This window comes from Burkholderia sp. E168m22, assembly GCF_001319805.1.
GTDB lineage: Bacteria > Pseudomonadota > Gammaproteobacteria > Burkholderiales > Burkholderiaceae > Burkholderia > Burkholderia orbicola.
In genome coordinates this window covers 18,153-38,389 of the sequence record NZ_BBSK01000139.1, presented here as the reverse complement: position 1 = coordinate 38,389, position 20,237 = coordinate 18,153, and the positions used below count along the sequence as shown (strand labels likewise).

The 20,237-nt window shown below is 66.5% G+C and carries 16 protein-coding genes; 3 read left to right on the top strand and 13 right to left on the bottom strand.

Going from position 1 to position 20,237, the window contains the following annotated elements:
• Positions 1–5 precede the first annotated feature (5 nt).
• The 6 genes from AP428_RS30760 to AP428_RS30735 all read right to left on the bottom strand — a co-directional run bounded on the left by AP428_RS30760 (position 6) and on the right by AP428_RS30735 (position 5,475).
• Positions 6–797, bottom strand: coding sequence for an ABC transporter ATP-binding protein (locus AP428_RS30760; RefSeq protein WP_006481065.1), 792 nt, complete (start codon positions 795–797; stop codon positions 6–8).
• 27 nt (positions 798–824) lie between these two features.
• Complete coding sequence (locus tag AP428_RS30755; protein ID WP_011549293.1) at positions 825–1,571, bottom strand: ABC transporter permease; 747 nt, start codon at positions 1,569–1,571, stop codon at positions 825–827.
• 12 nt (positions 1,572–1,583) lie between these two features.
• Complete coding sequence (locus tag AP428_RS30750) at positions 1,584–2,306, bottom strand: ABC transporter permease (RefSeq protein WP_011549294.1); 723 nt, start codon at positions 2,304–2,306, stop codon at positions 1,584–1,586.
• Positions 2,307–2,406: 100 nt separating this feature from the next.
• On the bottom strand, positions 2,407–3,267 hold the full coding sequence (locus AP428_RS30745; RefSeq protein WP_012337095.1) for a transporter substrate-binding domain-containing protein: 861 nt from the start codon (positions 3,265–3,267) through the stop codon (positions 2,407–2,409).
• A gap of 520 nt (positions 3,268–3,787) precedes the next feature.
• Positions 3,788–4,753, bottom strand: coding sequence for an SDR family oxidoreductase (locus AP428_RS30740; protein WP_011549296.1), 966 nt, complete (start codon positions 4,751–4,753; stop codon positions 3,788–3,790).
• Between the two features lie 308 nt (positions 4,754–5,061).
• Positions 5,062–5,475: a DoxX family protein gene (locus tag AP428_RS30735; RefSeq protein ID WP_006481060.1), complete on the bottom strand. Its 414-nt coding sequence runs from the start codon at positions 5,473–5,475 to the stop codon at positions 5,062–5,064.
• 590 nt (positions 5,476–6,065) lie between these two features.
• Here AP428_RS30735 and AP428_RS30730 point away from each other — a divergent pair.
• Positions 6,066–8,291 carry a LamG-like jellyroll fold domain-containing protein gene (locus AP428_RS30730; RefSeq protein ID WP_011549297.1) on the top strand — a complete coding sequence of 742 codons (2,226 nt, stop codon included), beginning with the start codon at positions 6,066–6,068 and terminating at the stop codon, positions 8,289–8,291.
• A gap of 220 nt (positions 8,292–8,511) precedes the next feature.
• Here AP428_RS30730 and AP428_RS30725 read toward each other — a convergent pair whose 3' ends face one another.
• Both AP428_RS30725 and AP428_RS30720 read right to left on the bottom strand, forming a co-directional pair.
• Positions 8,512–9,354: a formate/nitrite transporter family protein gene (locus tag AP428_RS30725; protein WP_011549298.1), complete on the bottom strand. Its 843-nt coding sequence runs from the start codon at positions 9,352–9,354 to the stop codon at positions 8,512–8,514.
• Between the two features lie 328 nt (positions 9,355–9,682).
• Positions 9,683–11,038 carry a nitrate regulatory protein gene (locus tag AP428_RS30720; protein ID WP_054928543.1) on the bottom strand — a complete coding sequence of 452 codons (1,356 nt, stop codon included), beginning with the start codon at positions 11,036–11,038 and terminating at the stop codon, positions 9,683–9,685.
• Between the two features lie 548 nt (positions 11,039–11,586).
• Between AP428_RS30720 and fliD the strand changes: the two genes are divergently transcribed.
• Entirely contained in the window at positions 11,587–13,101 is a 1,515-nt protein-coding gene (fliD, locus tag AP428_RS30715; protein ID WP_011549300.1) for a flagellar filament capping protein FliD, read from the top strand.
• A 127-nt stretch (positions 13,102–13,228) separates the two neighbouring features.
• On the opposite strand, the gene AP428_RS30710 is transcribed toward fliD, so the two are convergent.
• From AP428_RS30710 to rbsK, 4 genes are all read right to left on the bottom strand, one after another.
• A complete protein-coding gene (locus tag AP428_RS30710) occupies positions 13,229–13,876 on the bottom strand; it encodes a hypothetical protein (protein ID WP_011549301.1) in 648 nt (215 codons plus the stop codon).
• A 418-nt stretch (positions 13,877–14,294) separates the two neighbouring features.
• On the bottom strand, positions 14,295–15,242 hold the full coding sequence (locus AP428_RS30705) for a dihydrodipicolinate synthase family protein (protein WP_011549302.1): 948 nt from the start codon (positions 15,240–15,242) through the stop codon (positions 14,295–14,297).
• Positions 15,243–15,285: 43 nt separating this feature from the next.
• A complete protein-coding gene (locus AP428_RS30700) occupies positions 15,286–16,605 on the bottom strand; it encodes an MFS transporter (RefSeq protein ID WP_011549303.1) in 1,320 nt (439 codons plus the stop codon).
• Between the two features lie 60 nt (positions 16,606–16,665).
• Entirely contained in the window at positions 16,666–17,592 is a 927-nt protein-coding gene (gene rbsK / locus AP428_RS30695; RefSeq protein WP_011549304.1) for a ribokinase, read from the bottom strand.
• A gap of 241 nt (positions 17,593–17,833) precedes the next feature.
• Between rbsK and AP428_RS30690 the strand changes: the two genes are divergently transcribed.
• A complete protein-coding gene (locus AP428_RS30690) occupies positions 17,834–18,931 on the top strand; it encodes a LacI family DNA-binding transcriptional regulator (protein ID WP_011549305.1) in 1,098 nt (365 codons plus the stop codon).
• A 95-nt stretch (positions 18,932–19,026) separates the two neighbouring features.
• Here the strand turns inward: AP428_RS30690 and AP428_RS30685 are convergent, their stop codons facing one another.
• Entirely contained in the window at positions 19,027–20,151 is a 1,125-nt protein-coding gene (locus AP428_RS30685; protein WP_011549306.1) for a Fic family protein, read from the bottom strand.
• Positions 20,152–20,237 lie beyond the last annotated feature (86 nt).

The following is a 20,237-nucleotide window of genomic DNA, read 5'->3' as shown; positions in this document are numbered from 1 at the left end:
CAGCCTCAGTTCGTGGTGCGGTCGTGGTGGCTCGACACGAATTGCCGGAAGCGCTCGGAGGTCTGGCCGCCGAAGACTTCGTCGGGCGTCCCGTCCGTATCGACCTCGCCCTGATGCAGGAACATCACGCGGTTCGACACGTGGCGTGCAAAGCCCATTTCATGCGTGACGACCAGCATCGTGCGCCCCTCTTCCGCCAGCGAGCGCATTACGCGCAGCACCTCGCCCACCAGCTCCGGGTCGAGCGCCGACGTCGGTTCGTCGAACAGCATCACCTTCGGATGCATCGCCAGCGCGCGGGCAATGGCGACACGCTGCTGCTGGCCGCCCGACAGGTGCGCGGGATAGTAGCCGCGCTTGTCCGCGAGGCCAACGCGTGCGAGCAGCGCCTCGGCTTCCTCCACCGCTTCCGCGCGACTGCGCTTCTGCACGCGCAGCGGCCCTTCGACGAGGTTGTCGAGCACCGTCATGTGCGACCACAGGTTGAAGTTCTGGAACACCATGCCGAGCTGCGAGCGAATCCGGTCGACCTGGCGCCGGTCGCTCGGATGCAGCTTGCCGTCGCGTGCGCGCTTCATCGCCAGCTCTTCGCCCGCGAGCGCGACGGAGCCGTCGTCGGGGGTCTCGAGCAGGTTCAGGCAACGCAGGAACGTGCTCTTGCCCGATCCGCTCGCGCCGAGGATCGAGATGACGTCGCCCTCGTGCGCGTCGAGCGAAATGCCCTTCAGCACATGGTGATCGCCGAACGACTTGTGGATGTTTCTGACCGACAGCGCAACGGGAGCAGCGGTGTTCATCGGATTCTCCTGGAAAGAATGGCGCGCTCAGGACGCGACGCGCTGGGTATTGCGGGTCGCCGCGGCGGGCGCGCCGGACGGCTTCGGCGCACGCAGGTGCCCCGAGAGCCGCCATTCGAGCGCGCCGAGCACGCGCACGACGATGAAGTTCAGGCCCAGATAGATGATGGCCGCGCAGACGAACACTTCGGTCGTCCGGTAGGTTTGCTGAATGATCTGCTGCGCGACGCCCGTCACTTCCCACACCGTGACGAGGCTCGCCAGCGCGGTCGACTTGACGAGCAGCACGGCTTCGGTCGAATACGCCGGCAGACACTGGCGCAACGCGATCGGGCCGATCACGCGCCGCAGCAGCGAGAAGCCCGACAGGCCGATGGAATACCCGGCCTCGATCTGCCCGACCGGTACGGCCATCAGCCCGCCGCGCAGGATCTCGGCCGTGTAGCCGGCCGTGCACAGCGCAAGCGACAGCACCGCGCAGACGTACGGCTCGCGCAGCAGCGGCCACATGAAGCTCTCGCGGATCACGCCGAACTGGCCGAGCCCGTAATACACGAGAAACATCTGGATCAGCAGCGGCGAGCCGCGAAACACGAGGATGTAGGCCCGCGCGAAGCGGTTCGGCAGCCAGCGCGGCGACACGCGCATCGTGACGATCACGAGCGACAGCAGGCCGCCGAGCACGAGCGATGCGAAGAACAGGCCGAGCGTGGTCGGCACGGCCGCGAGCAGTTGGCGCAGCGTATCGAGGAGAAAAGCGAAATCGATGGACATGCCCGTACTCCGTCAGTTGCGCGCGAAATTGCGGCGGAACGACCGGCCGACGATCGCCTCGGCCCGGTTGAACACACGGTTCGACAAGCCCGTCATCAGCAGATACAACGCACCGCCCGCGACGAAGAACACGAAGTACTGGTGAGTCGAATTGGCAGCGATCTGGCTCGTGCGCAGCAACTCGGCAAGACCGGTGACCGAGATCAGGGCGGAATCCTTCAGGCTCAGTTGCCACACGTTGCCGATACCGGGCAGCGCGAAGCGCAGTACCTGCGGCACCAGGATGCGCCGCAGCACCATGCTGCGCGGCATGCCGATCGAGCGCGCCGCTTCGAGCTCGCCTTTCGACACGGCGAGCACCGCCGCGCGATAGACCTCTGCCTGATAGGCGCCCGAGATCATCCCGACCGCGAGCGCACCGATCACGAACGGCGGCACGCCGATGAAGCCTTCCGCGCCGAACCACTGGCCGACGGCCGTCACGAGCGTCGAGCCGCCGAAGTAGAACAGATAGATGACGAGCAGTTCGGGCACGCCGCGAAATACCGTCGTATACAGATCGCCGAGCAGGCGGAGGGTGCGGTAGCGCGACAGCTTCGCGGCCGCGATCGCCGCGCCGATCATGGCGCCGACCGCGAGCGCGGCGAGCGTCAACGCGACCGTCATCAATGCGGCGAGCAGCAGCACACCGCCCCAGCCTTCGGTACCGAAGCCGAGCATTTCAAGAATCGCCATGCGTGCCTCCCTGCATGCGTTGAGTGAATCCGCTGGATGCGTGCCGCCGCATCGCGCGTCGTTCGACGAACTTGCGCGGCGGCGGCCGAACGCGCAGCGCTTACGGCGTGACGTCGGTCTTGAACCACTTGTCGGCGAGCTTCTTCACGGTGCCGTCCGCGAGCGCCGCGGCGATCGCCGTATCGAACTTCGTCTTCAGGTCGGCATCCTGCTTGCGGAACGCGAGCCCCTCGCCCGGCCCCCAGATCGGGCCGCCGAGCTTCGGCCCCGCGAGCACGATCGACGCGTTGTCCTTCTTCGCGTTGTTCGCCGCGTAGTACGTGACGTCGTCGAACGATGCATCGATGCGCCCGGCGACCAGATCGAGATCGCGTTCGGGCGACGTCTTGTACACGCGAATCGACGCGATGTCCTTGAAGCTGTCGTTGATGAATTTCGTGTAGACGGTGCCCGACTGGATACCGATCGTCTTGCCCTTCAGCTGCTTGCGCAGCGTGTCGACGGTAGGCTTGTCCGCGTTGGCGTCACCTGTGAGCTTGACGATCGGTGCGCCGGGCGCGGCCTTCGGCAGGATCTTCGTATCGGTGACGGCGAACGTCGCCGGCGTCGCCGCATACGGACGCGAGAACAGCAGGATCTTTTCGCGCTCCGGCGTGATCGAAATGGCATCCATCAGGACATCGAACTTGCCGGCCTGCAGGCCCGGAATCATCCCGTCCCAGTCCTGCGCGACCATGTTGCACTGCACCTTGATGCGCTCGCACACGTTGGCGAGCAGCTCCGGTTCGAAACCGCCCAGCTTGCCGCCCGGCAGCGTGAGGTTCCACGGCGCGTAGCCGCCTTCGAGCGCGACCGTCACCGTCTTCCATTCCTTTGCCTGCACCGGCGCCGCGAGCGTTGCCGCCGCAGCCGCGATGACGCCGATCGTCCTGATTGCCCACTTGATGCGCTTGCCGTTCACGAGATTTCTCCTTGCGTTGAAGTTCGCCATCCCTTCGGTGCAGCAAGCCGCCTCAGGAATTTGTCTATACAAGCATGCAAGAAGAAAAACAGCGAGACAAGGGGTGATCAATAAAAACGGCGGAAACGCGGGAAATCCCCTAATTTCAAGGGTCTGGCGTGCCTCGTTACGGGGAATGGCGGCACACGTTTGGTGCGATTCGGGCGGCCGAATCGCAATGATGACTAGACAAATTTTGAATTCGACCACGACGTCGCTCGCCCCCGTGACGCATGTCTGAGGATTGGCGGCTCGCGATGCCTGCATCGTTGCCGCATCGATGGCGCCGTGCGGTATGGCATCTGTATCGGCGTCGAGCGGCCGCGCCCTCGTCGGCGGCGCGGATGCTTCCCTCGTTCGTCAAATGAATATCGGGCGGAAGATCGCCCGGCTGCCAGGTAGGCGGTGAACGGCGGCACGAACCTCAGCGAATCGGCTCGTTGATATCGGCGGGTGCCGCGAGCCGCGGCCGGTGTCGCGCCTACAGCGCCCGCGGCGCGTCGCGCAGCACGGTCCGCAGCGCCGTATCGAACGGCGTCGCGTAATCGATCCCGAGCGCGCGCACGCGCGCGGCATCCAGATGGCAGTCGTACGGGCGCGGCGTCGCGTCGGTCGGCTGCGTGATCGGCGTGAGCGACGCGTCGATGCCGAGCGCGGCGGCAATTCGCTGCGCGATGTCGTACTTCGTCATCGGCTCCTCGCTCGACCAATGGCGAATGCCCGTGACGGATTCGCCCGCGAGATGGCGCAGCGTCAGGTCGCGGATGACCTGCGCGACGTCGGGCGTGTAAGTCGGGTAACGGATCGCCCATGCGTCCATGCCGACCGCGTCGGCGCCCGGCCGCGAAGACGCGACGACGGCCGGCACGAGGCTCGTGACGGCCGATTCGCTCCAGTCGGCGATCGGGCCGAACAGCAACGGCAGGCGCAGCACGCACGACAGCGGCGACGCGGCAAGTAGCGCGGCCTCGCCTTCGAGCTTGGTGCGGCCGTAGATGTTCAGCGGGTTCGGGGTCGCGTCTTCGCGGTAGGGCGCCGCCTTGCCGTCGAAGACGTAGTCGGTCGAAATGCCAAGCGTCCATGCGCCGTATCGCGTGGCGAGTGCGCCGATGCGGGCGGGCGCGGTGACGTTGATCGCGCGAGCCGCGTCCGGGTCGCGTTCGCAGACGTCGGGGCGGCGTTCGGCGGCGCAGAGAATCACCGCTGCCGGTCGGTGCGTTTCAAAAATGCGCTCAAGGGACGGCTGGTCGAGCAAGTCCAGCTCGGCGATGTTTTCCGGCGGCAACGCGAGCAGTTTTGCACCGGCGCTTTGCGGGTTCCGTATGGTGGCGAGCAGCGTCAACGACGATTCGCGAGCCAGGCAGGCGGCAACCGCACGGCCGAGCAGGCCGGACGCGCCGATGAGGAGGACAGTGGAACGGCCGGTTGGCGAAATCTGGTTTGGCATGAGGTGGCGATCGATCACGGAAACGAAGGGATTATCGGGCCTATTGGATAACATGAACGGCTTGCATCCGGTCGCGAACATGATCGCCCCATTCTTCGCCCATTTCGCGCTGGCCAACAGCTTCGCGCAATACATGATCCGTGATGTAGATTCCGGCCGTGAGCGCATGCGCTGGCCGCCGTGCCTGGGCACGACGCCGATTCTGTCGTCGGCCCGCGCGCCGATCGCTCCGTCGCCCGTAAAAAGCGAAAACCCGGCACGCTTGCGCGCACCGGGCTCCCGATACCGAACGGAAACGCCGTCCCGCGTTACTTCCGGTCAACCGAATACCGCCCCGGCCCGGTCAATGCGAGCAACAGCAGTCCACCGATGATGCTCACGTTCTTGTAGAAGTTGATCATCGCCATGTACTGCTCCATCCCCTGCAACGCCCAGTAGCGATGGCCGATCAGCGCGGTCGCGAGCGTATAGGCGGCGAACAGCAGTGCGAGCGGACGCGTATAGAAGCCGATCGCGATCAGCACGCCGCCGACCAGTTCGACCGCCACCGCGATCACGGCCGCGAGCTCGGGCGCCGGGTTCCCCGTCGACGCCATATACGCGACCGTGCCCGAAAAACCGTTCAGCTTCTGCCAGCCGAACAGCACGAACAGGATCATCATCAGCACGCGAGCCGCCAGCAGCAGCTCGTCCTTCTTCGACTCCAGCGAAACGTAACGCATAGCAATCACCCTTGAATTGACGGTTTGATGCAGCCGGTGCCGCTGCGCGCCGAATCGGCGCGCGAAGCCGGCAACGGACCACTCTTCGCACGATCGGACGGCAAGCCACATGGCCCGCCGCCGAAGAATCCGACAGGTGACGCCGCGACTGGCGGCGCACGCCGGATCGGTTCTGGCAAAGCACGGATGCAGTCTACTGTCCTGCCAAGAATCATCAATCCTTCAAAACATGATTCGCTGTCTCGATTAAGTGGACAATCAGGAAAGCGCGCCCCGTCACTCCGACGGCCGTGGTTCATCGCCAACAAAATTTGAACCGACGCAAACGAACTTGTGCCACGGCCTTTTGAGCAAAGAAAACTGTTCCATGCCGTACCGGGAAATAAAATCGTCGCCGCGCGTGGTATCGCGAAGACCGCATCAATTCCCTCGCAGCGCCGGCTGTCGCAGTCACGCGATGTACCACCCTCGCGTTTGAACAGGCGACCGTCGATCGCGCGTGCAACTTCCGGATGTGCTTTGTCACACTGACCCACTGTCGCGTAATCCATACTGTCGCGCAGTTCAACAAGACGACAGGGGAAATAAAGATGTCGAAACGGTTCGTGGAGCGTGCCAGCCTCGAGGAGTTGCCGAATCCCGCGCGTCGAGCGTTGTCGCTGGGCCTGGGGCTATTCCCAATGCTGCCGCTGCTGCCGGGACTCGGCGTCCAAGCGGCCCAGGCCGCGCTTGCAGGTCCGGCGCGCACGCCGGCTTCGGCGAGTGGTGTCTTCCGTCACCCGGGACTGCTGATCACCGACGACGACTTCGCCCGTATCCGCGGCTACATCAAGGCCGGTCAGGAGCCGTGGGCGCACTGGTGGAGCACGCTGTGCGCCGAGCGCTTCGCTTCCCTCGACGCCCGACCTTTCCCGCTGGCGGGCGTCTACCGGGCCGATGGCAGCTCGCGGGACATGTACGTCGACATCTGGCGCGCCTGGACCCTGGTCCTGCGATGGAAGCTGTCCGACCCGCAGGACAACCGCTATGCCGACAAGGCCGTGGAGTTCCTGGACGCCTGGGCGAACACGCTGAAGGTGGTTGGAACGGTGCCTCCCGGCTCGACCGCCCATGACGACCACACCTTCATCATCCTGGCCGGTATACAAGGTCACCAGTGGGCGCAGATCGGCGAAGTCCTGCGCACCTACCCAGGCTGGGCCCCGGCGAACCTGAAGCGGTTCCAGGACATGCTGCTCAACGTCTTCGCCCCGGTATCGTCGTGGTTCCTCAGCGACGGGCGCATCGGGTCCCATGCCAACTGGGACATGGCCTCGATGGTGGGCGCCATGGCGATCGGTGTGTTCTGCGACAAGCCCGACCTGTACCGGCTGGCCTGCGACTGCTATGCGGGCAACAACCGCGGCACGCTCCGGAACTTCGGCAATGGCGCCATCGGGCACGGCGTGTACTTCATGCACCCGGGCCATTTCGGGCAGTGGGAGGAAAGCGGCCGCGACCAGGGCCACTCCACGCTGGGCATGTCGCTGGGCGGTGACCTGCTGGAGATCGCCTGGAACCAGGGCGACGATCTCTACGGGCTGTACAACAACCGCTTCCTCGCAGCGGCAGAGTATGTGGCGCGCTCGAACCTGCTCGACGAGAGCGGCAAGAACTACCCGATGCCCTATGTGCGCGAGAACAATCCGTCCCAGCCCCACCCGTCGTTCTGGACGCAAGTGAACTACGGTCAGATGGGCCGCAACTGCTGGGAGCCCATCTACAACCACTACGTCAACCGCCTGGGGCTCGCGGCGCCGAACGTCGCGCGCATGGTGAAGTTGTGCGAGCCGAAGTACGGGGGCAGCAGTGACGACGTCTGGTGGCCGACGCTGATCCATCGCCGCCCGGACTATGCCGGCTCCATGAAGCCGCCGTCTGGCCTCACGGCCTACCTGCGCGGCAATCGCGTCGTGCTGTCGTGGTGGGGCAGCGTCGGCGCGACCTCGTACGAGATCAAGCGCGCAAGCCGGGCCAACGGCCCCTTCAACCTGCTGGGCACGGTTTCGGCGAGCGAGGTGCTCACCTACAGCGATATACCGTCCAACGGCGTCTGGTTCTACCAGATCACGGCGCAGGGCGCTGGCGCCCCGGGAGCCGGCTCCAATGTGGTTCGTATCGCCGTTCCCGGCGAGGTCCGCCTGTCCCTGCCGCTGAACGACCCGAGCGGCACCGGCACGCATGGCGCGCTGCGGACCGCCGCCGGCACCATGACCTTCATCGAGGGCAAGCTGCTGGACGGCGCGACCTGGAGTGAGGGGCGCCGCAACGACAAGGCCATCGTGTTCGACGGTCTGAAGGCCGGCCTGCAGCTGCCGTCGGGCGTGTTCGGCGACCTCGACGACTTCAGCCTTTCCTTGTGGGTCTACGCGAACGGGTTGCACTGGGACAGCTGCGTGTTCTATGCAGGGCTGGACGCGAACGCAGCCATGTGCATCGCCCCCCAGACCGGCTCAGGCACGCTGTGCTTCTCGATCTTTGGCGCGACATTCAAGGATTCACAGGTGGTGGCGGCGCCGTGGGCCCTGCCGATTCGACGCTGGGTCCATCTCGCGGTCACGCTGCAGGGCAATACCTGCCGCCTGTACGTCGACGGCACCGAGGCTGCGAAATCCGACGAAATCCTGCTGTCGCCGCGCCAGGTTGGCGACCAGGTCATTTTCCTTGGCCGCAATTGGGCGCATCCATCTTTCAACGGCCGCATCCAGGGCTTCCGCGTGTACGCAGGCGCATGGAGTGCCGCGGAGGTTGCAGCGCTGGCCCGTGATGCGATGTGATGCTGCATCGCTCATCCCTGCCGGCAATGCCGGCGGGGACTGTGCGAAGTTGTTTTCGATCATGCGTGCGCCCGGTCGGCCCCGCGCGCGACAACGCGCGTCGACGTGACCGTGATCGCGTCGTAGATCAGCCCCGACGCATCCGCCGACGTGACGGTCGCGCCCCCCCGTGCGCGTTTCAGCGCCTCACCGGCAGTCGGTTGCGGCTTGCGCAGCGCGATCAGGCCTTGCGCGCGACGACACCCACCGGCGAAGCGGGCGCGCGTTTCGGTGCGGTCTTGTAGTGCGTGCTGTACAGCGCCGCGCCGACGAACACCAGCCCGCCGACCAGGTTGCCGAGTACCGTCGGGATCTCGTTCCACAGCAGATAGTCGACGACCGTGAAGTGGGCGCCGAGCATCAGGCCGGACGGGAACAGGAACATGTTCACGACCGAGTGCTCGAAGCCCATGTAGAAGAACACGAGGATCGGCATCCACATCGCGATCACCTTGCCCGGTACGGACGTCGACATCATCGCGGCGACCACGCCGGTCGACACCATCCAGTTGCACATCACGCCGCGCACGAACAGCGTCAGCATGCCGGCGGCACCGTGCGCCGCATAACCGAGCGTGCGTGCTTCGCCGATGCCGCCGATCTTCTGTCCGATTGCGTTCGGCGCTTCCGAAAAGCCGAATGTGAAGATGATCGCCATGAACAGCGCAACCGTCAGCGCGCCCGCGAAATTGCCGAAGAACACCAGCGTCCAGTTGCGGAACACGCCACCCCAGGTCGCGCCGGGCCGGCGATCGATCACCGCGAGCGGCGCGAGCGTGAAGACGCCGGTGAGCAGGTCGAAGCCGAGCAGGTACAGCATGCAGAATCCCACCGGAAACAGCAGCGAACCGGCCAGTGCGTTGCCGGTGTTGATCGTGATGCTGACCGCGAAGGCGGCGGCGAGCGCGAGGATCGCGCCCGCCATGTACGCGCGAATCAGCGTATCGCGGGTCGACATCGACAGCTTCGATTCACCGGCATCGACCATCCTGGTGACGAATTCGTTGGGCGTGAGGTAGGCCATGGTGTGCGCTCGTAAAGTTGGACGGGCAAAAAAAACGCGCCAGGCACTCGCTCGACATGCGAGTGCCTGGCGCGGACGCTGTTATCCACGTGATCGGTCGCCACGGTTCGACATGGCGTGATCGTCAGGCCGCCATTAGCCCGACGAGCGAGATGTTCGCAATTCTCATACCAGTGACGGGGATATCGCGATGCAGGCTGGCCGGACGCGAAATGCCGGGGGAGAAAGCCGCGGCCGATCGCGGCGAATCGCACTCGCCCGGTGCAAACTGCACCTCGCGCATGCGCTTCGGGCGCAGCTGCGGTGCGTGAAGCGCGGTGCGTTCCGGTCAGGTCGTGCCGTCGTCGTGCGGTGTGTCCGGCGCGCTTCGCTGCGTACGACGTCGCGCGGAAAGCTGCGCGTGCTCGTCGACGAATCGCTCGGGCGACGTCAGCGCGTCTTCCGCGATATCGGCAAGCGGCCGATTGCCGTCCATCGACGCTTTCTGCAGCATCCGATACGCTTCGTCCTCCCGCAGGCTGAAGCGCGTCATCAGCGTATTTTTCGCGCGCTGCACGAGCTTTCGTTCGTAGAGCGCGCGACGCGCCGCGTCGAGCTCGACCTCCGCGCCGGCCAGTCGCGCCGATTGCGACTCCAGCAGGGATTTCAAGCTGGCGAGCGTCCCCACGTCGGAGCCGGAGAGGCGTTCCGGCAGTTCGTGAACCGCCGCGCGCGCCGACAACGGATCGCCGGCGAAGAACTGGGCGAGCGCCTGGGTATGCGGGGGCGGATTGTTCCGCAACTGCGCCATCAGGCGCTCGGAGTCGTGTAGCGTTCGGTGCGCGTCGTCGATTCGCGCGTTGCACGTTTCCTGCACCTGCAGCGTCAGCGCAATCTGAAGGTGCCAGAGATCATCGATGCGGGCGCTCGCGGCGTCGAACCATGCTTCGCTCAGGACGGCGTCGAGCGCATCGCCGGCGTGCGCCGTGCATAGTACGCGGCGCAGCTTCTCGAGCGCCGCCATGTGCGGCTCCGTCATGCGGGTTTCCCACCATGCGCTTTGCGCCGTGCTTGCGAAGCTCGCGAAGACTTCGAGACTGCGCTCCTGCGCGGCTATCAGATACAGCAGGCGCTGCTGCTGGTCCGCCGAAAACGTGCCCGCCGCGAACATGTGCGCGCCGACGGCACGTTCCTGTCCCGCTTCCTCCTTGCCCTCGACGACATGGACGAGGGCAATCAGCATGCGCGATACCGACGGGTCCGCCGCGCTGTCGGCAAACTGGAAAATCAGCTCCACCAGGCCGCCGATCACGGTACTGAACGCCTGGACGGAATCCGGCGCCGACAGCGCAAGATGGTCGATCTGTTCGCGCAGCACATCCAGCGATTCCAGATCGAGCAGCACCCAGGCGATCAGCGACAGCAGGCGCGACGTCGAGCCGCGCGCGGGCGTCAGTTCCAGATCCAGGCGCTCGCGCAACTGCGCGACGAGCGGCACCGATTCGCCGCGCGAAGCCGCGCGTTCGGCGACGAAGCGCTTGCCGCTCGACGCCAGATAGATGCTGGTGGCGCCGCGCTCGCGCTGCAGCGCATGGATCAGGCGGCCGAGCAGGTCGACCAATTCGATCTGCTCGGCCAGGTGGCGCAGGGACGCGATTTCCTGATGCTTGGCGAGCAGCGCGAATTGCAGGGCGGTGGCGGGCATGGTGGAGACTGACCGTCGACAGGGACTCGGTGCAGTGTAGAGCGGACAATAATCGTCATTTTTTGACGCCTTGCAGGTCAAGATCCGTGACGAAGGTGCGGTCCGCAGCTTCGCTGCCCAATACTTCCCGAGCATAGGCGTGCAATGCCTCGGCAACGTTCACAAGGCGCACTGCCAATAAACACTCTCAATCTTTTGAGCTTGCCCGCCCGTACACAACCCAAGGTTTCATGTCCGCTTCGGGCCGGCTACGATTTTCTACCCTTGGAATAGCCGACTTCTTTTAGAAACCGGCTCCGCATCCACTGCTCTTCTCCCACATTTTTCACAAGAATAATTACAAAAAATTACCAACCAATACCGATTTAATAATACGATAGCCCACCAATCATTCTTACGTTTTCCCGACACTCCCGCGATCCGTGGCGGGCGTCGGGCGAGAAGCGCGAGAAACGACACGCACGCGGATCGCCACGGACCCATCCGGATCGCCGCCGGCCGGCTCCACCGCCGTTCGCCACTGGATCGCCTTCAACCGGAGCTCACCCATGCCAACGAACACGCCCGTCAACAGCGGCGCGAACGCGAACAGCCTGATGCAACAGGCGGCGCAATCGATCATCAACGGCTCGACCGGCAATCCGGCGATGGATGTCGGCTCGCTCGTCAAGACGCTCGTGAACGCGAAAACGGCCGGCCGGGCCGCGACGCTTGCCGCGTCGCAAACGACCGGCAACACGCGAATTTCCGCGTTCGGCGCGCTGTCGTCCGCGCTCGGCGCGCTCGAGGCGGGCCTGACGTCGCTGAAGAACGGCGCGCTGCAGTCGACGTTCAACGCGGTCGCGAGCGGCAAGGGCTTGACCGCGACGGCCGGCGCGGGCGCGGTCGCCGGCACCTACACGGTCGGCGTCACGCAGATCGCGACCGCGCAGGCGCTGTCTTCCGCCGGCTTCAACGGCAGCAAGGCGCTCGGTACCGGCACGCTGACGCTGTCGCTCGGCAGCCAGTCGTTCAAGGTCGAGGTCGGCGGCACGAACAACACGCTGGCGGGCATCGCGGCGGCGATCAACGGCGCGTCGGGCAACCCGGGGATCAGCGCGACGGTCATCAACGGCACGGACGGCGCGCACCTCGTGCTCGCGTCGTCGAAGACGGGCGCGGCGAACGCGATCAGCGTCGCGGTCGGCAACGTGTCCAACGACGGCGGCCTGTCGAACCTCGGCGTCACGTCGACGGCCGACCCGTCCGGCGGCGCATCGAAAATCGAGTCGGCGAACGGCGCGGCCGCGTGGCGGCAGAGCACCGCCGCGCAGGATGCGAAGTTCATGCTCAACGGGATCGCATCGACCAGCGCGAGCAACGCGGTATCGGGCGTGCTGACCGGCATCACGTTGAATCTGTCGGCGGCCGCGGTCAGCGCGACCGATACGCAGACGTTGACGGTCAGCACCGACACGAAGTCGCAGGCCGCCACGATCACGAATTTCGTGAGCCTGTACAACACGGTGGTCAAGACGATGGGCGCGCTGTCGAGCTACACGGCCGGAGCCAGCTCGCAAGGCGCGCTGATCGGCGATTCGACGTTGAACACGATCCGCAACTCGCTCGCGTCGATCGTCGCGCGCGGCGTCGACGGCGGCGCCACCACCGGGAAGGGCAACGGACACGTGAACCTGTTGTCGATCGGCATCAAGCTCGAGAAGGACGGCACGCTGAACGTCGACAGCGCGAAGCTCGACGGCGCGTTGTCGGCCAATCCGTCGGGCGTCGCGCGGCTGTTCAATCCGGAGAACGGGATCGGCACGCGCCTGGCCGACCAGATCACGCAGTTCACGAAGAAAAACGGGATGATCGACGTGCGCACGACCGCACTGACCGCCGATCTGAAGCGCGTCACACAGCAGCAGTCGGATCTGTCCGACTATGCCGCGCAACTGACGAAGCAATACCAGGCGCAGTTCACCGCACTCAACACGTTGATGGCGCGGATGAACACCAACACGCAGTACCTGACGCGATTGTTTGGCGGTGCGAACAGCAGCGGCACGCTGTCCAACAAATGAGCGGCCGGGTCGCGCGAGAGGCGCGGCCCGGAGTTGTCGCTCATGCCCGGCGACGCGCCAGCGCTCGCGGGATTCGCATCATCGAGGCCGGCGGCCAGCCCGCGGTTGTTCTTGAAGCGGGCCGGCGTCAGCCGAGACCTTCAACGCGATCGGCGAACCAATCGATCGCGCGCGACACCTGACGCCCGAAATAGCCGGGCCGTTCGTGCTCGTACGCACGCAGCAGCGACGTGCATTCGCGCTCGGCCCAGCGCCACACGGGCCCCTGCTTCGCGAATACCGGATGATCGTGCAACTCGGCCGGTACCGCATGCTCATCCTCCCAACCCCAGAAATAAGCCTGGTAAGCACGGGCGAACGGCATGCCCAGCTGGTTCGCGACGGTCTCGTCGTGGCGCAGCGTGAAGTCGACGATCTCCTTGCGCGTGCGTCCGAGCGCATCGTCGTGGCGCGCTTCGATCCAGCAGTGATACCGCGCGAGCTGCGACAGATGCCGCGCGGTGCGGCGCCGCTCGCGCGTCGTGCAGAGCGCGTACAGGTTGCCGCCGCCGAAATCCATCACTTCGCCGCCCGCGAACGGCCGATAGGGCTTGCCGGTCAGCAGCGTCAGCACCCGCGCGCCGACGATCGCATAGTCGGCGCAGCGCATGTAGCCGCCGCGCGTCGTCGCTTCCGACACGCTTCGGTGGACGACTTCGTCGATCACGGCGTGCAGCATGGCATCCACCGGCGCCGCCAGGATCGGCGGCCGGCTTGTCGTCGTTACGTGTTGCATGGGCGAATGCGGCTTCAGCGGTTCGTCGTAAAAATCACTCCGCGGCATGGTATTACGAGCCGTTACAACGGATGGGCGCGGGATTGCGCAGATTTGTGCGCTTTTCTCGCGTCGCGCAAGACATGTCGACAGTCCGTCGGACATGGTCGATGCAACGCGCGGCAGGTTGGCCGGACGAGCATCGACGCCGCGCTCGCGGATCGCGGGCGGTTCGCGTTCATGATGTCGTGAATGACGGCAGGAGGAGCGCGGCGGCAGGCGTCGCCGCCATCGACGAGAGGGAAATCGCGATGAGTGCGCCGCGATTGCGACGCATCGCGCAAAGCGGGTCGTGCTTGCAGGCAATGGGCGCGCCGGCCGCGCGCACGGCACGCGATGCGATCACGTGCCACGCGACTGGCGCGGCACGCGTCGTACTTTATGACGCAGCGATCCGCCGGCGGAAGTGTTCGGTGCCGGCGACGATCTTGTCGAGCACCGCGTCGAGCGCCCAGAAGCGTTCGCGCACGTCGTAGTCGATCGCACGGCATTTGATCGACCCGAACGTGCCGATCCGCTGGTGATAGAGCTTCGCGAGCGCCGGGTAACCCAGCGCCTCCGATACCGCCGAGACGACCAGGAACGTCGACAGTTCGTCGGCCAGCGCCGGATTCGACTCGCCTTGCGTGCGCAGCCACTGGTAGAGATCGGGATGGAAGTTCGTGAACACGCCGTTGAAACCGGCGGACCCGGCCTTCATCGCGTCCCAGGCGATCGCGGCGTTCGCGTTCAGGATCTTCAGCGGCGACCCCTCGGCAAGCGCGACGCGCCGCTTCACCGTCGCGAGATCGCAACTCACGTCCTTGAGCATCACGAACCGGCCCGTGTCGATGCACGCGCGCAGTTCGTCATCCGACAGAAGCCGCCGGTAAGGCGCCGGACATTCGTACAGGCCGAGCGGGAGATCCGACGGCAGTCGCGCGAGCAGCCGGTGCAGATGGTCGAGCAACGCGGCGCTGCCCTTGCGTTGCGGATCGAGCCGGTTGGTCACCAGCACGACGCCCTGCGCGCCCGATTCGGCCGCCGCGCACAGTTCGGCGACCTGCGCGTCGAGATCGTCGCTGATGTGCCCGGACGCGACGACCGGCACGCGCCCGGCCACCCGCTCGACCACGAAGCGCGCGAGTGCCGCGCGTTCGGCGAGGCTCAGGAACTGCATCTCGCTCGATTGCGCAACCGCGAACAACGCGTCCGAGCCGTGCGCCAGATACCATTCGATGAGCCGCTCGAGCCCGGCGTAGTCGATCGCGCCGGCGTCGTCGAACGGCGTCAGCATCACCGGTACGATCCCCTCGATGGTCACGTTCGATTGCTGCGAGTGTTGCATCGGTTTCTCCTTGCTTCAATGAATGCGGGTGCAGGCTGCGTGCTCAAGCCGGCAACGGTCCGGGCGCGGCGTTCGCGGCCTGTTCGGGAATCGGCTTGCGCACGAGCAGCAGATAGGCCATCGCGCCGGCGAACGCGATCGCCGCCGCCGTGAGCAGCGCGGGCACGAACGACCACTTCTGCGCGATGATGCCGGTCAGGATCGGCGCCAGCGCGCCGCCGATGAAGCCGCCGAAATTCTGGATCGCGCCGAGCGACGCGATGCGGCTCGGCGGCGCGGCCGCCGTCGCGAGCGCCCACGAGCACGCCGACGCCGCGTTGGCGAGAAAGATCACCACCGAAATGCATGCGAGCGCAACCGTATTGCTCTGCACGAGCGCGGCCGGAATCGTGAATGCGACCATCCCGAGCATCGCGGCCACCACTGCATTGCGCCGGCTCACGACCGGCGACCGGCTGCGCCGCGTGACGAGATCCGACAGCCAGCCGGCGACCAGCGAACCGACGAACCCGCACAGGAACGGCACCGATGCGGCGAACCCGGTGCGGATCAGGCTCATGTGCCGCTCCATCGTCAGGTAGCCCGGCAGCCAGGTCAGGTAGACCCAGTTCAGGTACACGGAGCCGAAGAAGCCGATCAGCATCCCCCAGGTCGTGCCGTGCGAGAACAGGCTGCGCCATTCGGCGAAGGTCAGTTTCGGCGCCGCGGCGACGCTCTGCGCATCGGCATCGAGATAATTGCGCTCGGCGGCAGATAGTTGCGCGCGCACCGGATCGCGATAGAACGCGAACCACACGACGGCGACGACGAGGCCGAGCGCGCCGGTCACGATGAACGCCCAGCGCCAGTGGAACGATGCAACGAGCACCGACAGCAGCAGCGGCGCAAGCGCGGTGCCGAGCGGCGACGCGGCATTGAAAAAACCGGTCGGCGTGCCGCGCGCCCGCAGCGGAAACCAGTTGCTCACCACGCGCGCGGCCGACGGGAATTGCGGCGCCTCGCCGATGCCGAGCACGATGCGCGCGACGATGAACCAGCCAAACGTGGACACGAGGCCGCCCGACGCCTGCGCGAACGACCAGACGATCAGCCCGATGCCGAGCAGCCGGCGCGGCCCGATGCGGTCGACCAGCCCGCCGACCGGAAACTGGCACAGCGCATAGCTCCAGGAGAAGGCCGACAGCAGCAGCCCCATCTGCGCGAGCGAGAGGCCGAGATCGCCGCGGATCGCCGAACTCGCGACGGCCAGCGTGCCGCGATCGAGGTAGTTGACGATCCCGCTCGCCATCAACAGCGCGAGCGCGATGCGTTGACCGCGCCGAATCCGGGGCGGCGCGTGCGGAACAGGTGGGTTGTCGTTCATGTCGATTGTCTCCATGTCACTGGTAGGGGCCGGGTTCGGCCGTTCCGTCGCATGCGGAATTCAGGTATCCATAGGGTTGACTTCATCGCGCGTCGGAATCGACGTCTGCGCGCCATGACGCGTGACGCTGATCGCCGCCGCACGCTGGCCGAAGCCGATCGCGTCGTCCATCGACGCGCCGCCGGCCCGCGCGACCGCGAACCCGCCGACGAACGTGTCGCCGGCCGCGGTCGTATCGACGGCCGCCACCGCCATCGCACGATGGCGGCCGCGCCCTGCGCTGCCGCGCCAGCACACGCCGCGCGCGCCGAGCGTGACCAGCACGTTGCCGACGCCCTTCGCGCACAGCGCATCGGCGGCGCGCGCGGCCGATGCGTCGTCGCCCACGGCGATGCCGGTCAGCGACTCGGCCTCGGTTTCGTTGACGACGAGATAGTCGACCCGCGCCAGCAGCGCATCGAAAAGCGGTTGCGCGGGCGCCGGGTTGAGCAGCACCGGCGTGTGGTGCGCGCTTGCGCAGGCAATCGCACGCGCCACGCTGGCGACCGGCACTTCGAGCTGGCACACGAGCAGCGCGGCTCCGGCGATCGCGTCGCGCGCCGCGTCGATCCGGTCGGCATCGACGCATGCATTCGCGCCGGGCACGACGACGATGCTGTTCGCGCCGCCGTCATCGACCGTGATCGTGGCCACGCCGGTTGCCGTGCCCGCGATCCGGTGCAGGTGCGTCACGTCGATGCGCTCCGCCGCCAGCGCGGCGTGCAGGCGCGCGCCGAACGCGTCGTCGCCGACACAGCCGATCATCGCGACCGATGCACCGAGGCGCGCGGCCGCGACCGCCTGGTTCGCGCCCTTGCCGCCGTGAACGGTCTCGAACGTCGTGCCGAGCAGCGTTTCGCCCGGCACCGGCAGGCGCGGCGCCCGTGTGACGAGGTCAATGTTGACGCTGCCGACGACAGCGATACGCGGTGAGGTGAGCTCGCTCATGCTTGAATGTAATCGCTTACATTTGAGACCGACAAAATGGCCGGAAAGGCCGTCGTCTCTGAAAATTTCGCGGTGCGGGTGAAATCCATGTCTGACATAATACGGAGCAGCATCAAGATAGCGCTTACATTCTCACAGGATCGAATGAGGATGCAAGCGCGGCCACCATGAATCGAGGGTAAACAATGACGCGACTGGCAACGCACGGCGCAGGCAGGCCTACCCCGCCGGGAGACGGCCGATGAGCACGGCCCCGCCCCGCGGCGGCGCATCGCGGGCACGCCGCGGCAGCGGCCGCTCGGTGCTCGGCGACGTCGCGAAACTGGCCGGCGTGTCGACCGCGACCGTCTCGCGCGTGTACAACGACCCCGGCAAGGTGTCGGCCGACGTGCAGCAGCGCGTGCGCGACGCGGCGCTCGCACTGAACTGGATTCCGAATGCGGCCGGCCGCGCGCTGGCGTCCACGCGTACCCACATTACCGGCGCGATCATTCCGACCCTCGACGACCAGGTGTTCGCGTCGCAGGTCGCCGGCATGCAGACGATCATGGCCGAGCACGGCATCACGCTGTTCCTCGGCTGCTCGAACTACGACCCCGCGCAGGCGCTCGCGCAGGTGCGCGCGATGCTGTCGCGCGGCGTGGAAGCGGTATCGCTGGTCGGCGAAGCGTACCCGCCCGAACTGTTCGAACTCCTTGCGATGCATCGCGTGCCGTACGTCGTCACGTATGCGTACCGCGACGACAGCCCGCACTGCTGCATCGGCTTCGACAACCGCGCGGCGTTCGCGCGGCTCACCACGCACCTGCTCGACCTCGGCCATCGCGATTTCGCGATCATCATGCAGCCGTCGACGGACAACGACCGTGTCCAGGCCCGCCTGCGCGGCATTCACGACACGCTGGCCGCGCACGGGCTCGCGGTGCGCCCCGTGCACCAGCACGAAGGCGCGGCCACGATCGCGTTCGGGCGGGCGAGCCTGCGCGCGATCGCCGGCAGCGATGCGGTGACACGGCCGACCGCCGTGATCTGCGGCAACGACGCGCTCGCGCTCGGCGCGTTGCTCGAAGCGCAGGCGCTCGGCATCGACGTGCCCGCGCAGTTGTCGATCACCGGGTTCGACGACGTCGCGCTCGCGCGCGAGATCCAGCCGCCGCTGACGACGATGTGGGTCGACACCGACGCGATCGGGCGCCAGGCCGCGCACGCGTTGCTCGACGCGCTCGAGAACGGCGCCACGGGGCCCGGCCATGCCGTCCAGCCCGAGTTGCGCATACGGGAATCCGCCGCGGCGCCGGCGAAGACGCAGACGCAGGCGCGCACGGCACGCGGGAAATAGCCGGGCAGCGCCGGCTGACTGCATCACGTCGATCGGCAGCGTCTCGTCGAGATTGTCGAGCCACGCGTGGCTCGTCTTCGGCGCCGGCGACGACATCACCCGTCGAACGGCACCAGCTCGTAACTCGTGCTGCGGCCGCCGGACGCCGAGCGACGCAGCATGCCCTGCTCGACAAGCTCCGTGATGTCGCGCAACGCCGTGTCCTGCGAGCATTTCGCGAGGGCCGCCCACTTGGTGGTCGTCAGCTTGCCTTCGAAGCCGTCCAGCAGGCGATTCATGACCTTGACCTGGCGTTCGTTCATCGCGACGCCCGCGCACCGCTGCCAGAAACGCGCCTTGATCAGCACCGCATCGAGCGTCGTGTGCGCATGATCGATGGCCCGGCCCAGCGTATTCAGAAACCACGCGAGCCACTCCGTGACATCGAGCGAGCCGCGCTGCGTGCGCTCCAGCACGTCGTAATATGCGTTGCGCTCGCGCTGGATCTGCGCGGACAGGCTGTAGAAACGCTGCGGGCTTCGGTCCGCGCGCGCCAGCACCAGATCGCCGAGCGCGCGTGCGATACGACCGTTGCCGTCGTCGAACGGGTGGAGCGTGACGAACCACAGATGCGCGAGCCCGGCCCGGATCAGCAACGGTTCGGCCGGCGGCGCGTTGAGCCACGCGAGAAAACGCCCGATCTCGTCGGGCACGCGTGCGGCCGGCGGCGCCTCGAAATGCACGCGCTGGCGGCCGATCGGCCCGGAAACCACCTGCATCGGCCCGCTCGCATCCGTGCGCCAGCCGCCGACCGTGATGCGCGACAGCCCCGAGTAGCCGGTCGGAAACAGCGCGGCATGCCACCCGAACAGCCGCGCTTCGGTGACCGGCGCCGCCGAATGGGTCGTCGCATCCAGCACCATGTCGACGACGCCCTCGACGTGGCGATCGACCGGCGCCAGCGCGCCGATATCGACGCCGAGCCGGCGCGCGATCGACGACCGGACCGATGCGACATTCAGGTTCTCGCCCTCGATCGCGCTGGTCTTCACGACGTCGTCCGTCAGCGCGGCCAGGCTCGCCTCGTCGCGCAACGCCAGCCCGACATCCGCCAGCCGCCCGGCCAGCATGCCTTGCGCACGGCTGACGTCGGCGAGCGGCGTGGCGAGGGCCGGGAGGTCGAAACGCCATGCCGGCCAATCGGCTGCTTCCCAGATAAAGATGTAATCTCCGCTCATCATGCGGAGATTATCCGCTCATTCGCCGCGCGACTCAACAATCCCCGCAAAATGTGCGGAGATTAATCACCCCATTCACCGCAAAGCGG

Excerpts from the sequence above, each read along its gene's own strand:
- AP428_RS30760 (WP_006481065.1), bottom strand. The coding sequence starts at position 797 with ATGAACACCGCTGCTCCCGTTGCGCTGTCGGTCAGAAACATCCACAAG.
- AP428_RS30755 (WP_011549293.1), bottom strand. The coding sequence starts at position 1,571 with ATGTCCATCGATTTCGCTTTTCTCCTCGATACGCTGCGCCAACTGCTC.
- AP428_RS30750 (WP_011549294.1), bottom strand. The coding sequence starts at position 2,306 with ATGGCGATTCTTGAAATGCTCGGCTTCGGTACCGAAGGCTGGGGCGGT.
- AP428_RS30740 (WP_011549296.1), bottom strand. The coding sequence starts at position 4,753 with ATGCCAAACCAGATTTCGCCAACCGGCCGTTCCACTGTCCTCCTCATC.
- AP428_RS30735 (WP_006481060.1), bottom strand. The coding sequence starts at position 5,475 with ATGCGTTACGTTTCGCTGGAGTCGAAGAAGGACGAGCTGCTGCTGGCG.
- AP428_RS30730 (WP_011549297.1), top strand. The coding sequence starts at position 6,066 with ATGTCGAAACGGTTCGTGGAGCGTGCCAGCCTCGAGGAGTTGCCGAAT.
- AP428_RS30725 (WP_011549298.1), bottom strand. The coding sequence starts at position 9,354 with ATGGCCTACCTCACGCCCAACGAATTCGTCACCAGGATGGTCGATGCC.
- AP428_RS30720 (WP_054928543.1), bottom strand. The coding sequence starts at position 11,038 with ATGCCCGCCACCGCCCTGCAATTCGCGCTGCTCGCCAAGCATCAGGAA.
- fliD (WP_011549300.1), top strand. The coding sequence starts at position 11,587 with ATGCCAACGAACACGCCCGTCAACAGCGGCGCGAACGCGAACAGCCTG.
- AP428_RS30710 (WP_011549301.1), bottom strand. The coding sequence starts at position 13,876 with ATGCAACACGTAACGACGACAAGCCGGCCGCCGATCCTGGCGGCGCCG.
- AP428_RS30705 (WP_011549302.1), bottom strand. The coding sequence starts at position 15,242 with ATGCAACACTCGCAGCAATCGAACGTGACCATCGAGGGGATCGTACCG.
- AP428_RS30700 (WP_011549303.1), bottom strand. The coding sequence starts at position 16,605 with ATGAACGACAACCCACCTGTTCCGCACGCGCCGCCCCGGATTCGGCGC.
- rbsK (WP_011549304.1), bottom strand. The coding sequence starts at position 17,592 with ATGAGCGAGCTCACCTCACCGCGTATCGCTGTCGTCGGCAGCGTCAAC.
- AP428_RS30690 (WP_011549305.1), top strand. The coding sequence starts at position 17,834 with ATGAGCACGGCCCCGCCCCGCGGCGGCGCATCGCGGGCACGCCGCGGC.
- AP428_RS30685 (WP_011549306.1), bottom strand. The coding sequence starts at position 20,151 with ATGATGAGCGGAGATTACATCTTTATCTGGGAAGCAGCCGATTGGCCG.